At 63.9% G+C, this 12,208-nt stretch carries 17 protein-coding genes; 11 read left to right on the top strand and 6 right to left on the bottom strand.

Annotated elements, in window-relative coordinates; all coding sequences use genetic code 11:
• Positions 1–20: 20 nt before the first annotated feature.
• Positions 21–656, bottom strand: a complete 636-nt coding sequence (locus tag GO606_RS05365; RefSeq protein ID WP_169119461.1) for a YbhB/YbcL family Raf kinase inhibitor-like protein — start codon at positions 654–656, stop codon at positions 21–23.
• 104 nt (positions 657–760) lie between these two features.
• Complete coding sequence (murJ, locus tag GO606_RS05360; RefSeq protein WP_169119462.1) at positions 761–2,296, bottom strand: murein biosynthesis integral membrane protein MurJ; 1,536 nt, start codon at positions 2,294–2,296, stop codon at positions 761–763.
• A gap of 117 nt (positions 2,297–2,413) precedes the next feature.
• Between murJ and rpsT the strand changes: the two genes are divergently transcribed.
• On the top strand, positions 2,414–2,680 hold the full coding sequence (rpsT, locus tag GO606_RS05355) for a 30S ribosomal protein S20 (protein ID WP_053422183.1): 267 nt from the start codon (positions 2,414–2,416) through the stop codon (positions 2,678–2,680).
• Between the two features lie 135 nt (positions 2,681–2,815).
• Here the strand turns inward: rpsT and GO606_RS05350 are convergent, their stop codons facing one another.
• Together GO606_RS05350 and GO606_RS05345 are read right to left on the bottom strand one after the other, a co-directional pair.
• On the bottom strand, positions 2,816–3,112 hold the full coding sequence (locus tag GO606_RS05350) for a DUF3579 domain-containing protein (protein WP_169119463.1): 297 nt from the start codon (positions 3,110–3,112) through the stop codon (positions 2,816–2,818).
• 28 nt (positions 3,113–3,140) lie between these two features.
• A complete protein-coding gene (locus GO606_RS05345) occupies positions 3,141–3,416 on the bottom strand; it encodes a hypothetical protein (protein ID WP_169119464.1) in 276 nt (91 codons plus the stop codon).
• Between GO606_RS05345 and GO606_RS05340 the strand changes: the two genes are divergently transcribed.
• The 10 genes from GO606_RS05340 (at position 3,415) to GO606_RS05295 (ending at position 11,242) form a co-directional block, all read left to right on the top strand.
• Complete coding sequence (locus GO606_RS05340) at positions 3,415–4,584, top strand: aspartate aminotransferase family protein (RefSeq protein ID WP_169119465.1); 1,170 nt, start codon at positions 3,415–3,417, stop codon at positions 4,582–4,584. The genes GO606_RS05345 and GO606_RS05340 overlap by 2 nt on opposite strands.
• Before the next feature lie 11 nt (positions 4,585–4,595).
• The gene (argF, locus tag GO606_RS05335) at positions 4,596–5,519 is read left to right on the top strand and encodes an ornithine carbamoyltransferase (protein WP_169119466.1); all 924 of its coding nucleotides are present in this window, start codon (positions 4,596–4,598) and stop codon (positions 5,517–5,519) included.
• A gap of 83 nt (positions 5,520–5,602) precedes the next feature.
• Positions 5,603–6,832 (top strand): argininosuccinate synthase, encoded by a 1,230-nt coding sequence (locus GO606_RS05330; protein WP_169119467.1) that lies wholly within the window; start codon positions 5,603–5,605, stop codon positions 6,830–6,832.
• A 12-nt stretch (positions 6,833–6,844) separates the two neighbouring features.
• The gene (locus tag GO606_RS05325; protein ID WP_169119468.1) at positions 6,845–7,075 is read left to right on the top strand and encodes a DUF2788 domain-containing protein; all 231 of its coding nucleotides are present in this window, start codon (positions 6,845–6,847) and stop codon (positions 7,073–7,075) included.
• A gap of 13 nt (positions 7,076–7,088) precedes the next feature.
• A complete protein-coding gene (gene ppnP / locus GO606_RS05320) occupies positions 7,089–7,412 on the top strand; it encodes a pyrimidine/purine nucleoside phosphorylase (RefSeq protein ID WP_169119469.1) in 324 nt (107 codons plus the stop codon).
• Between the two features lie 13 nt (positions 7,413–7,425).
• Positions 7,426–7,911, top strand: coding sequence for a YajQ family cyclic di-GMP-binding protein (locus GO606_RS05315; protein WP_053422177.1), 486 nt, complete (start codon positions 7,426–7,428; stop codon positions 7,909–7,911).
• Between the two features lie 11 nt (positions 7,912–7,922).
• Positions 7,923–8,123 (top strand): putative motility protein, encoded by a 201-nt coding sequence (locus tag GO606_RS05310; protein ID WP_169119470.1) that lies wholly within the window; start codon positions 7,923–7,925, stop codon positions 8,121–8,123.
• 253 nt (positions 8,124–8,376) lie between these two features.
• Positions 8,377–9,921 carry a cytochrome B6 gene (locus GO606_RS05305; protein ID WP_246979388.1) on the top strand — a complete coding sequence of 515 codons (1,545 nt, stop codon included), beginning with the start codon at positions 8,377–8,379 and terminating at the stop codon, positions 9,919–9,921.
• 203 nt (positions 9,922–10,124) lie between these two features.
• Positions 10,125–10,415, top strand: coding sequence for a hypothetical protein (locus tag GO606_RS05300; protein ID WP_169119001.1), 291 nt, complete (start codon positions 10,125–10,127; stop codon positions 10,413–10,415).
• Between the two features lie 215 nt (positions 10,416–10,630).
• Positions 10,631–11,242, top strand: a complete 612-nt coding sequence (locus GO606_RS05295) for a GspH/FimT family pseudopilin (RefSeq protein ID WP_169119029.1) — start codon at positions 10,631–10,633, stop codon at positions 11,240–11,242.
• A gap of 47 nt (positions 11,243–11,289) precedes the next feature.
• Here GO606_RS05295 and GO606_RS05290 read toward each other — a convergent pair whose 3' ends face one another.
• Together GO606_RS05290 and GO606_RS05280 are read right to left on the bottom strand one after the other, a co-directional pair.
• Positions 11,290–11,712, bottom strand: a complete 423-nt coding sequence (locus tag GO606_RS05290) for a type IV pilin protein (protein ID WP_169119002.1) — start codon at positions 11,710–11,712, stop codon at positions 11,290–11,292.
• Between the two features lie 138 nt (positions 11,713–11,850).
• On the bottom strand, positions 11,851–12,192 hold the full coding sequence (locus GO606_RS05280) for a hypothetical protein (protein ID WP_169119003.1): 342 nt from the start codon (positions 12,190–12,192) through the stop codon (positions 11,851–11,853).
• Between the last annotated feature and the right edge of the window lie 16 nt (positions 12,193–12,208).

The following is a 12,208-nucleotide window of genomic DNA, read 5'->3' as shown; positions in this document are numbered from 1 at the left end:
GCTCGCCACGCCCGCCTGCCTCACCCCGCGCGGCGCTCCAGCGCGGGATTCAGGCTGTAGAGGCCGGTCAGCTTCGCCTCGGCCAGCACATGGCCCGCAAGCGCGTTGCGCACTTCGGCGCCGCCGAAGCGGCCTTCGAGTGCGATGCATTCGACGTCCAGCGCATAGAGCGTGAAGACGTAATGGTGCACCAACTCGTCGTTCCACGGCGGACAGGGGCCGTCGTAACCGTAGTAGTCGCCGCGCATCGACTCGTCGCCGGCGCACCACACGGTGTAATCGTTGATCCCGTGCCGCCCGTGCGGCGCTTGCGGCCCGGGTTTCCCGCCCGCCGTGACGGCCGCCGAGAAGCTGCCGGCGGCGATTTCGCGCAGCTCCGCGGGAAGATCCACCAGCACCCAGTGGAAGAAGTCCACGCGCGGCAGACTTGCCGGCACGACGCGTCCTTCCTGATTGACGTCGTCGCCCTTGCCCGGCACATCGGGGTCGTGGCAGATCAGCGCGAACGAGCGGGTTCCGGACGGGATGCTGGTCCAGGCCAGGTGCGGGTTGAGGTTGCTGCCGAGGCACACGTGCCCGGCAGCCGCGGGAATGCAGAATGCGAGTTCCCCGGGAATCGTGGCGTTGTCGGTGAAGCTGTGGCTGATGAGTTTCATGCCCATGGGCTCCTTCGGTGGAGAAAATCGGGATGGATTCATTGTAGAGCGCGATGGGGTGATCGGCGTCCCGCCTCCAGACCGGCATTGGCCTCACGCAGGCCTCACGCAGCGCGGCGGCGAAAATCGCGCAGGCGAAAGCCGAGTGCCAAAAGCGTCGCGAAATACGCCACCATGCCGGCGGCGACGACCGCCGACAGCCGCAGCACGCGCGCCAGCCCGCCTTCCGTGAGCCACCACGCGTCGTCGCCACGGCCGAACCACAACACGGCGCCGAGCACCACCAGCCCGCCCGCGAGCCGCAGCCAGAACCGGCCCCACGCCGGCTGCGGCCGGTACACGTCGCGCCGCCTCAGTCCGCGATACAGCAGCCCCGCGTTGAGCAGCGACGCGAGGCCGATCGACAGCGCGAGCCCCGCGTGCTGCAGCGGCACGATGAACGCGAGGTTCATCAGCTGCGTCGCCGCGAGCGTCAGCAGCGCGATCTTCACCGGTGTGCGGATGTCCTGGCGCGCATAGAAGCCCGGTGCGAGGATCTTCACGAGGATGAGCCCGGCAAGCCCGACGCTGTACGCGATCAGCGCGAGACGGGTCTGCATCACGTCGGCGGGGGTGAACGCGCCGTGCTGGAACAGCGTCGAGATCAGCGGCACCGCGAGCAGCGCCAGCGCCAGCGCGGCCGGCAGCGTCAGCATCAGCGTCAGCCGCAGGCCCCAGTCGAGCAGCGACGAAAAAGCTTCGGGCTGTTCGTCGGCATGCAGCTTCGACAGGCTCGGCAGCAGGATCGTCCCGAGCGCTGCGCCGAGCAGTCCGGCGGGGAATTCCATCAGGCGGTCCGCGTAATATAGCCATGACACGCTGCCGCTGGGGAGAAACGACGCGAAGACGGTGTTGATGATCAGCGACACCTGGCTCACCGAAACGCCGAGCATCGCCGGCCCCATCAGCTTCGCGATGCGGCGTACGCCCGGGTCCGACAGCTTGAGGTCGAAGCGCGGCAGCAGCCCGACGCGCGCGAGCGGCCGCAGCTGCAACATCAGCTGCAGCACGCCGCCGATGAACACCGCCCAGCCGAGCGCGAGCACCGGCGGGTCGAAGTACGGCGCCGCGAACAGCGCCATGCCGATGAACGACAGGTTCAGCAGCACCGGCGTGAAAGCCGGAATCGCGAAGTGGCTCCAGGTGTTGAGCACGCCGCCGGCGAGCGCGACGAGCGACATGAACAGGATGTACGGGAACGTGATGCGCGTCAGCTCGACGGTCAGCGCGAACTTGTCCGGATTCGCCGCAAACCCGGGCGCCGTGACCTGGATAATCCACGGCGACGCGAGAATGCCGAGCACCGACACCGCGGTCACGGCGAGCCCGAGCGCCGTGGCGACGCGATTGACGAGCCGGTGTGCTTCGTCGGGCCCCTGGCGGTTCCGGTATTCGGCGAGGATCGGCACGAAGGCCTGCGAGAACGCCCCTTCGGCGAACATGCGCCGCAGCAGGTTCGGCAGCCGGAACGCGACGAAAAAAGCGTCGGTCGCGATCCCGGCGCCGAATGCCCGGGCGATGACGAAATCGCGCACGAAACCCAGGATGCGCGACAACAGGGTCATGCCGCTTACGGTGGCGAGGGCGCGCAGCAGATTCATCTCGGGTAGCCAAAAGGGGGGGATGATAGCGGCTGAAGGCCCGCGGCGCACTTGCATCGGACAGCCCGAATCGGTAGACTCGCGCGTTTTCAAGAACCAACCAACGGAAGAACATCTATGGCCAATTCGGCACAAGCCCGCAAGCGCGCCCGTCAGGCGGTCGTGGCCCGCGCTCACAACGGCAGCCTGCGTTCTCGTCTGCGTACCGCGATCAAGGCTGTGCAAAAGGCCGTCGTGGGTGGCGACAAGGCGGCGGCGCAAGCCACGTTCCGCACCTCGATGAGCACTATCGACAGCATCGCGGACAAGAAGATCATCCACAAGAACAAGGCTGCTCGCCACAAGAGCCGCCTGTCGGCCGCGATCAAGGCGATGGCCGCCTGAGCTTCACACCGGCTGGCAGTAAATGAAAACGGCGACTTCGGGTCGCCGTTTTCATTTCCCGCGTCGCGTCCGTCGCTGAGAAGGTTCAACGCCCGTTTCTGCGTCGGGCCGAAAAAGGCAGGGCTGCGCGGGGAATCAGATCTTCATCTGGTCGTCGTCGATCCGGTCCACGACCAGGTCGTTGTCTTTGGCAAAGTTGGTCAGGAACTTGTAGGCCAGAGGCTCGATCTCGTACAGCCTGGCATCGACCAGCACCGCCTTGTGCCCCTTGAGCGTGCAACCCGGGCGGACGTAGGGCGAATACATCATGCGATGATCCGCGCCGAAAGCAGACATGATTCCGCACAGGCGGTCTGCCCAGTCGCTCGGGCGGAAAGTCTTTCCCTCTCGCGTGACTCCGATGATGACAAAGCTTTCGATCAATTGGCTCATGTAGCGCAACCCGGCGGCTGAGGGAATTTCAGAAGGCGGCGTCCCGGCTCGAGCCGGTGTTGTGAGGACCGCGAAAGACGCGGCGGATTCTAGCAGAAAACCGGCTTTGCGATTTCATGTCGTGGCTGACGGTTTCATGATGTGGGTGCGGTGAGGCGGTGAGGCGACACGCGCCGGGGGTTTGCATCGGGGCTTGCAATCTGTACAAGGCGCGCCTTTTTCGCTTAACATCGACCCTTCGATTATTCACGGCGGCCAGTGCCGCCGTGTGCATTTCTGCTTCATCCTGATCGGGGTCCTCCATGTCGCATCTCATGAATACCTACGCCAGATTGCCGGTCGCATTCACGCACGGCGAAGGGGTCTGGCTCTTCGATGAGACGGGCAAGCGTTATCTGGACGGCCTGTCCGGGATCGCCGTGTCGACGCTCGGTCACAATCACCCGCGTCTGGTGCGGGCGATCGCCGGCCAGGCGGCGAAAGTGCTGCATACGTCGAACATCTACCGCATCCCGCTGCAGGAAGAACTCTCCGACCGGCTCGCCGCGGTGTCGGGCATGGACGAAGTGTTCTTCTGCAACTCCGGCTGCGAGGCCAACGAGGCCGCGATCAAGCTCGCGCGTTTCCACGGACACCGGAAAGGCATCGACCAGCCGGCGATCGTCGTCATGGAAAACGCGTTCCACGGGCGCACGCTGGCGACGTTGTCGGCGACCGGCAACCGCAAGACGCAGGCCGGCTTCGAGCCGCTGGTGTCCGGTTTCCTGCGCGTGCCGTACAAGGACATCGGCGCGATCCGCACGGTCGGCGAGCACAATCACAACATCGTTGCGGTCATGCTCGAAATGATCCAGGGCGAGGGCGGCGTCAATATCGCCGACGAAACCTTCCAGCGCGACCTGCGCGCGCTCTGTGACGAGCGCGGCTGGTTGCTGATTTGCGACGAAGTCCAGTGCGGCATGGGACGCACCGGACGCTGGTTCGGTTTCCAGCAGGGCGGCGTGGCCCCTGACGTGATGACGCTCGCGAAGGGCTTGGGTTCCGGCGTGCCGATCGGCGCGTGCGTCACCACCGGACTCGCCGCCGGCCTGTTCGGACCAGGCAATCACGGCTCGACTTTCGGCGGCAATCCGCTCGCCTGCGCCGCGGGCCTCGAGACGCTCGCGACGATCGAGGACGACGGGCTGATGGCCAATGCCGTCAAGGTCGGCGAAGCGATCCGCGTCGGCTTGCAGGAAGCGCTCGCAGGGCTTTCCGGCGTCGTCGATATCCGCGGGCGCGGGCTGATGATCGGCATCGAGCTCGATCGTCCCTGCGGCGACCTGGTCCGCCAGGCGCTCGATGCCGGCCTGCTGATCAACGTCACCGCCGACCGGGTGATCCGCCTGCTGCCGGCGCTGGTGTTCACCGAGGCCAATGCCCAGGAGCTGGTGTCGCGTCTCGCGCCGCTGGTGCGCAAGCATCTCGAATGAGAGGAGGCGCGATGACCAAACCCAGGCATTACCTGCAGTTCAAGGATTTCACGCGCGACGACTACCGGCACGTGTTCGACCGCACGCGCTGGATCAAGGACAAGTTCAAGCGCTACGAACCGTATCACCCGCTGTTCGACCGCACGCTGGTGATGATCTTCGAGAAGGCGAGCACGCGCACGCGGCTGTCGTTCGAGGCCGGCATGCAGCAGCTCGGCGGCTCGGCGATCTACCTCAACACGCGCGACTCGCAGCTGGGTCGCGGCGAGCCGGTCGAAGACGCGGCGCAGGTGATCTCGCGCATGAGCGATGTCGTGATGATCCGCACCTTCGAGCAGGACATCATCGAGCGCTTCGCCGCGCATTCGCGCGTCCCGGTCATCAACGGACTGACGAACGAATACCACCCGTGCCAGATCCTCGCCGACATCTACACCTTCATCGAGCACCGCGGCTCGATCCAGGGCAAGACGGTCGCCTGGGTCGGTGATTCGAACAACATGTGCAACACCTGGCTGCAGGCCGCCGAGCTGCTCGATTTCAACGTCCACGTGTCGACGCCGCCCGGCTACGAAGTCGAGCCGGAACGGGCCGGACTGTACGGCACCGGTCATTTCGAGCAGTTCGCCGACCCGATGGAGGCGTGCAAGGGTGCCGACCTCGTCACCACCGACGTGTGGACGTCGATGGGCTTCGAGGCGGAAAACGACGAGCGGATGAAGGATTTCGCCGACTGGTGCGTCGACGCCGAAATGATGGCGGCGGCTCGCGCCGATGCGGTGTTCATGCACTGTCTGCCCGCCCACCGCGGTGAGGAGGTCACCGCGGATGTCATCGACGGTCCGCAGTCGGTCGTGTGGGACGAAGCGGAGAATCGCCTGCACGTGCAGAAGGCCCTGATGGAGTACCTGGTGCTCGGCAAAGTCGAAGACTAGCCGGCGCCTTTGCAAGTCCGGGCCACGGACCACAAGGCTGCGGCCCGTCTGTTGAGCGGAAATCGGAAAAAGCGGAAATCGACATGAGCGACGTCAAGAAAGCGGTGCTTGCCTATTCGGGCGGGCTGGATACCTCGGTCATCCTGAAGTGGCTGCAGGATACCTATCAGTGCGAAGTGGTGACGTTCACGGCCGACCTCGGCCAGGGCGAAGAGCTCGAGCCTGCGCGCCAGAAAGCGCTGAAGTTCGGCATCAAGCCCGACAACATCTTCATCGATGACCTGCGCGAAGAGTTCGTGCGCGACTTCGTCTTCCCGATGTTCCGCTGCAACACCGTCTATGAAGGCGAATACCTGCTCGGCACGTCGATCGCCCGCCCGCTGATCGCCAAGCGCCAGATCGAGATCGCACGCGCGACCGGCGCCGACGCGGTGTCGCACGGCGCGACCGGCAAGGGCAACGACCAGGTCCGCTTCGAGCTCGGCTACTACGCGCTGATGCCGGGCGTGAAGGTCATCGCACCGTGGCGCGAATGGGACCTGCTGTCGCGTGAAAAGCTGCTCGCTTACGCCGAGAAGCACGGCATCCCGATCGAGATGAAGCACAAGCAGGGCGGCTCGCCGTATTCGATGGACGCGAACCTGCTGCACATCTCGTTCGAAGGCCGCCACCTCGAGAATCCGGCTGCGGAAGCCGAGGAGTCGATGTGGCGCTGGACCGTGTCGCCGGAAGCGGCGCCGGATGCCGCCGAATACGTCGACCTCGAATTCGAGCGCGGCGACCTCGTCGCGATCAACGGCACGCGCATGAAGGCGCACGAACTGCTCGCGAAGCTCAACGAGCTCGGCGGCAAGCACGGCATCGGTCGCCTCGACCTCGTCGAGAACCGCTATGTCGGCATGAAGAGCCGCGGCTGCTACGAGACGCCGGGCGGCACGATCCTGCTGCGTGCACACCGCGCGATCGAGTCCGTGACGCTCGACCGCGAAGTCGCGCATCTCAAGGACGACCTGATGCCGCGCTACGCCAGCCTGATCTACAACGGCTACTGGTGGAGCCCGGAGCGTCGCGCGCTGCAGGCGCTGATCGACAACACGCAGGAATCGGTCAACGGCTGGGTACGCGTCAAGCTCTACAAGGGCAACGTCATCGTAACGGGGCGCGACTCGAAGACCGATTCGCTGTTCGACCCGACGATTGCGACATTCGAGGACGACCAGGGCGCCTACAACCAGAAGGACGCGCACGGCTTCATCCGCCTCAACGCACTGCGCATGCGCATCGCGGCGAACGCGAAGACGAAGCGCGGCTAAGGAGGCCGATCGATGGACGGCGACGCAGTCATCTTCGGACTGACGATCGCGGAGTTCGAGGACTGGTCGCTCAAGATCCTGCTGACTGCGCTGATCCTCTACATGCTGTTCATCATCGGCAACCTCGCGAAGCAATCGAAAGCCGGCAGATACGGCACCGTGTGGCTGTTCCTCGCGCTCGGGCTGGGTTTTGTCGGCTTCGTTGCGAAGAGTTTCATCCAGAGATTTCTCGGCATCGAATAGGAAAGCAGCAATCATGAGCCTCACCGACAAGTTCGACGGCGTCACGGTCGCCACCAAGGCCAGCGTCTATTTCGACGGCAAATGCGTGAGCCACGGCATCGTGCTGGCCGACGGCACGAAGAAGTCCGTCGGCGTGATCCTGCCGGCGACGCTGACGTTCAACACCGGCGCGCCGGAGATCATGGAAGGGGTCGCCGGAAGCTGCCGCGTGCGCCTGAAAGGCGAGTCTGAGTGGAAGGGGTACGGCGCCGGCGAGTCCTTCAAGGTGCCGGCCAATTCCAGCTTCGACATCGAAGTCGCCGGCGAACCGTACCACTACGTCTGCCACTTCGGCTGACCGGAGTCGAGCCATGCCATCCTTCGACATCATGTCCGAAGTCGACCTGCCTTCGCTGAAGAACGCGGTCGACGTCGCCAATCGCAAGATCAGCGGCCGCTACGACTTCAAAGGCAGCGACGCGCGGGTCGAGCAGGGCGAAAAAGTGCTGACGCTGTTCGGCGACAGCGACTTCCAGATCGACCAGATGCGCCAGATCCTGCTGCCCGAAATGACAGCGAAGAAAATCGATGTGCGCTGTCTCGAATATGGCGACCTGCAGAAGATCGGCGGCAACAAGCTCAAGCAGGAACTCAAGGTCCGCGTCGGCGTCGAGCAGGACCTCGCGAAGAAGATCGTCAAGCTGCTCAAAGACAGCAAGCTCAAGGTCCAGGCCGCGATCCAGGGCGAAGCGATCCGCGTCTCGGGCGCCAAGCGCGACATCCTGCAGGAAGCGATCGCGCTGGTGAAGAAGGAGATCACCGACTTCCCGCTGCAGTTCGGCAACTTCCGCGACTGACGGCGCCGCTGATGAACGTCGCCGCGATCGCCGCTGCCGCTTCCGCGAACAGCGCGGCCAGCGTCCAGGCGCAGGCCTCGCTGCTCGTCCTCAGGAAAGCGATGGACCTGCAGCAGTCCCAGGCCGCGCAGCTCCTTCAGGCGCTCCCTCAAGCCGCGGTCGCGCCCGTTTCCGGCGCAACCGTCGGCGGCTCGATCGACATCTTCGTCTGACTTCGCGCGTCGCGGCGCGAGCGATCCGGCGCCGAAGCGGCGGGCGATTCTCCGAAAACTCCCCCGCAAATCCTCCCAAAGAACGCGTTTTCGACGTCCACTACCCGTTTCTGGTAGTCGATGTACGTCCTGTTCGTCATAACAATCCTGCTGTTCAGCGTCTAGTGTTCGATCTGGTGACCGGCTTTGGCCTCGGACAGCCGGTCGGGGGGGGCGCGTGCAAAGCTTCCGGGGAAAGCCAAAGGAGAGATCGATGAACAGACGACGTAGCCCGGTTATCGGTGCAAGTGTTGTGGTCGCCGCCCTCTTGGCGGGTGGAGCACCGAGTCATGCCCAGGACAGCCCCGACCGCCCCGCCGCGGCCCCCGCGATGCAGCGGCCGAAGTGCAAACCCCGCGACAAGTCCCCGTCACCCGCCCCGAGCAGCGCCCTGTCCGAACATGACCGGTCGAACGTGTTCAACCCGCCGGACGGAGCGCCGCTGTCCCCGGCTTTCCGCAACCAGCCCGACAATGGCCGCGTGCTGGGCTTCGATTTCGCCCGCGATCCCCTGAACGCCAAGGAGCCGATGCAGACTTTCGAGGAGACGATGCGTGCCGACGTCGCCGCCCGCGCAAAAGTCATGCAGACTCAGCGCGGGCTGCTGGCGAGCCGCTACGACCTGACGCCGCGCCTCGACCCGGAAGCGCGGATGTCGCGCGGCAAGCCGTTGCCGGTCGGCCCGACCGCGCGTCTTGCGCGAGGCGTGGACTGGGATGCCCTCGCCGAAATGCCGCCGGAGCAGATCCGCGAGCGCGGCCTCTTCCCCTATCCGTCGCTGCCTCATCCGAAGCAGGCCACGGGCGGCCAGGTGTTTCCGCAGATGCAGATCGACATGTTCCCGCGGCTGGAGCGCTTCGACGTCGAGTTCGACCTCCCCGAAGCTTTCCTGCCGGAATTCCCGCCGGCGATTTTCCTGCAGAACCGGCCGGAGCTCGGCGACGTGTCGCGCGGCGAAGTGGTGTCGATCAACAACTTCCACCGTCTGTTCAAGGGCATCCTGACGCCCGTCCAGCTCGACGGACTGCGCCTCCTGGTCACGCCTTTCCCGCAGGAGGAGTTCAACGCGACCGACGACCGCAAGAGCGCGCAGCCGAGCCTGGGGGTCGCCTGTTTCGACTGCCACGTCAACGGCCACACCACCGGGCAGTTCCACCTGAACCCGGACGACCGCCCGCAGGAACGGCGCTTCCGCCTCGATACAGTCAGCCTGCGCGGGCTGTTCAACCAGCAGATCCACGGCTCCAAGCGCAGCCTGCGGTCCGTCGAGGATTTCACCGAGTTCGAATTCCGCACCGCCTACTTCAACGGCGACCCGATCCACGCGATGAAAAAAGGGTTCACGATCTTCGACCGCATCCACGTCAGCCACATGGCGCAGCTGCAAAACATGCTCGACTTTCCGCCGACGCCCAAGCTCAACGTCGAAGGGCGGCTGGACCCGGCCAAGGCGACCGAGCAGGAGCTGCGCGGCGAGGCGATCTTTTTCGGCAAAGGCCGCTGCGCGGGCTGCCATGAGCCGCCGGCCTACCTCGACCACCAGATGCACGACCTGCACCTGGAACGCTTCCTCAACGAACCGGGCGACGGACCGATGAAGACGTTCACGCTGCGCGGCATCAAGGACAGCCCGCCGTACATGCACGACGGGCGCTGCCTCACGCTCGAGGACACGGTCGAATTCTTCAACCTCGTGCTGGCGCTGAAGCTGAACGGGCAGGAGAAGGCCGACCTGGTCGCGTTCATGCGGCAGCTGTAGGGAAAAGGGCGGGATGGTGTGGCGCGCTTCACGAGGATGCCCCGTTCCTCCCTCGACGCGGGGCTGCGAGGCCGCGGCGTGATCGGCGACGGTCTCACCCTCCGGGGGTCATCGCAGCCGCTCGTCGAGTAGACTGTGCCCCTTCATCGACAGCACCACCGCCCGATCGAGGCTCCGATACACAAGCAAAGGGACGTTGAAGAGTGATTGGAATCCTGAACAGAATCACGCGCAGGAAGCACGACGACAACAAGCGGTCGCTGAGAGAGAACGCCGAAAAAGTCCTGAGGCACGATCAGCTGATCGCGAGAGTGAAATCGGGGACGGAAGCATCTGCCGCACCCGCCGCCGCTACTATCAGACGAGTGCAGGAGTCGCCTTCGGCGGAACCGGTGATCGATCTCGAAAGCCCCGTGGCCGCCGGCCCCGAACCCGACCTGCCGCCGGGATTCGAGGATGAGTTGCGGCGACTCAGTAAATTGATGGATTTTTGATGGGGAGCGGGTGAGCAAGAACCTGTTCCAGTAGGGCGACTGTCCAATCGGCACGGCGATCATGGTGAATGTAGGTCGGCTCTGCCGGCCGGGCTGCCGACAGTCATGTTGCAGCAGGGGTACGGCCTTTTTTCAGGCCTCATAAAATGCTATTTGGAAGTTCAAGAAAATGACATTAGAATTCATCGCATTGTTTGACCGCCGCGGTGGAAACCATGACGCGAGATCGGGGTTCATGCAGGATCAGCCGGGACTTCTGCCTGGAAAGTCACGGGCTTGTATCTCCGCGGCAGCGAGGACTCGATGGATTCTCGTTAATCGAGTTGCTTGCGGTGCTGACGGTTGCGATGGTGCTGGCTGGTGTTGCCGTGCCCTCCTTCGCGACTCTCATGCGTGAAAACCGCCTGACTGCCGCCGCCAACGAATTGCTCGGAGCGATCCTTTATGCGCGGTCCGAAGCGATCAAGCGAGGAAGCCGAGTGACGATCTGTACCAGCTCAGGCTTGATCGATTGCAAGCCGAACACAGGTTGGCATGGCGGCTGGATCGTGTTCGAAGACCGCAGTGCCAACGGAGAACGCGAGGAGGGGGAGAGCATCCTGCTGGTTGGTGATGGCTGGAACGGCGGTCCGGTCATCACCGGTAACACGCCGGTGCGGGACTATGTTTCTTATGTTTCCTCCGGCGCCTCCCGCAGGTTGGGAGGCGCCTTGCAGATGGGGACCATAACGTTCTGTGACGGGGGCGCGGCGCGGCAGATCGTGATTAGTGCAAGCGGACGGCCGAGGGTCGTCCGTGTTGCCAGTTGCGACTGGCGTTCCAGCTGACAGAAACCCTGCCGGCAAGCCCCGTGCGGGAGGCGTATCGAGCGGCTTCAACGGCGCCAGCAGAGCGATTCATCGGCCGTGCCGGTGCGGGATTTTGCGCCTGTATTTGTGATCCTGAGGGAGCCGCAGGGGTCTCCGGTCATTAGGCCTTTCGGGACGGCTTCAAGGGTATAAGTGGTTGCAGTTACCGTGTCGTCGCTGAAATCCAGATTGTAGTATTTCGTCGCGCCCTCCTTGGGAGCTTCACCAAACGGGAGGTTGTCGTCATCGTCAAAGACATAAGTTCCGTTCGTCGTGTAATAGCGCTCCATGAACTGAGCCAATTCGAGTAACGCAGTCTGCGCATCGGCGCGTCGAGCCTTGCGTACATGGTCCTGATAGGATGGATAGCCGACCGAGGCGAGAATTGCGACGATCGCGACGACTATCATCAGTTCGATCAGGGTGATGCCGCGGATTGTTGAATGCATGGAAGGGATCCGTTTGATGTCGCGGGGGCATACTCCCCCGTTTCCTGAAAAATTTTGTCGCGAGACAAGGGTAGGCGATTGTCTTGGTGGTTTTTCGTCCTGCCGGTGAGAGTCACCGAGCATCACGTACCGCAGCAATTATTCGGCAAGCACATGGATCGCAATGATAATTGGTGTCTGTTCGCCATCTGGTGGTGTATGGAATGTGACGCGCACCAGCAGGCCCCGCGCCAATCGCTCGGGGCCGACGGGAGCCGGTCCAAGGCCTGAGACACGAACAGAACGCGACAACGCATATTCGGTGTTGCCGATGACTATCTTCGAGGCTGACGGATGAATACTGCGGATACGGCCCCCTGAAGTGCTGGTCTCCTCTTTCCCGTGGGGCGCATGTGAGGCGCCATGGGCATTGGGCTGATGCCAGACGAGGACGGACACCAGAAGGGCTGTAACCAGGCAATTCAGCGATTTGGTCGTCACGGCAGATCCTTTGCCG

The organism is Aromatoleum anaerobium (assembly GCF_012910705.2).
GTDB classification, from domain to species: Bacteria; Pseudomonadota; Gammaproteobacteria; order Burkholderiales; family Rhodocyclaceae; genus Aromatoleum; species Aromatoleum anaerobium.
This window is presented reverse-complemented; position numbering and strand designations above follow the sequence as displayed.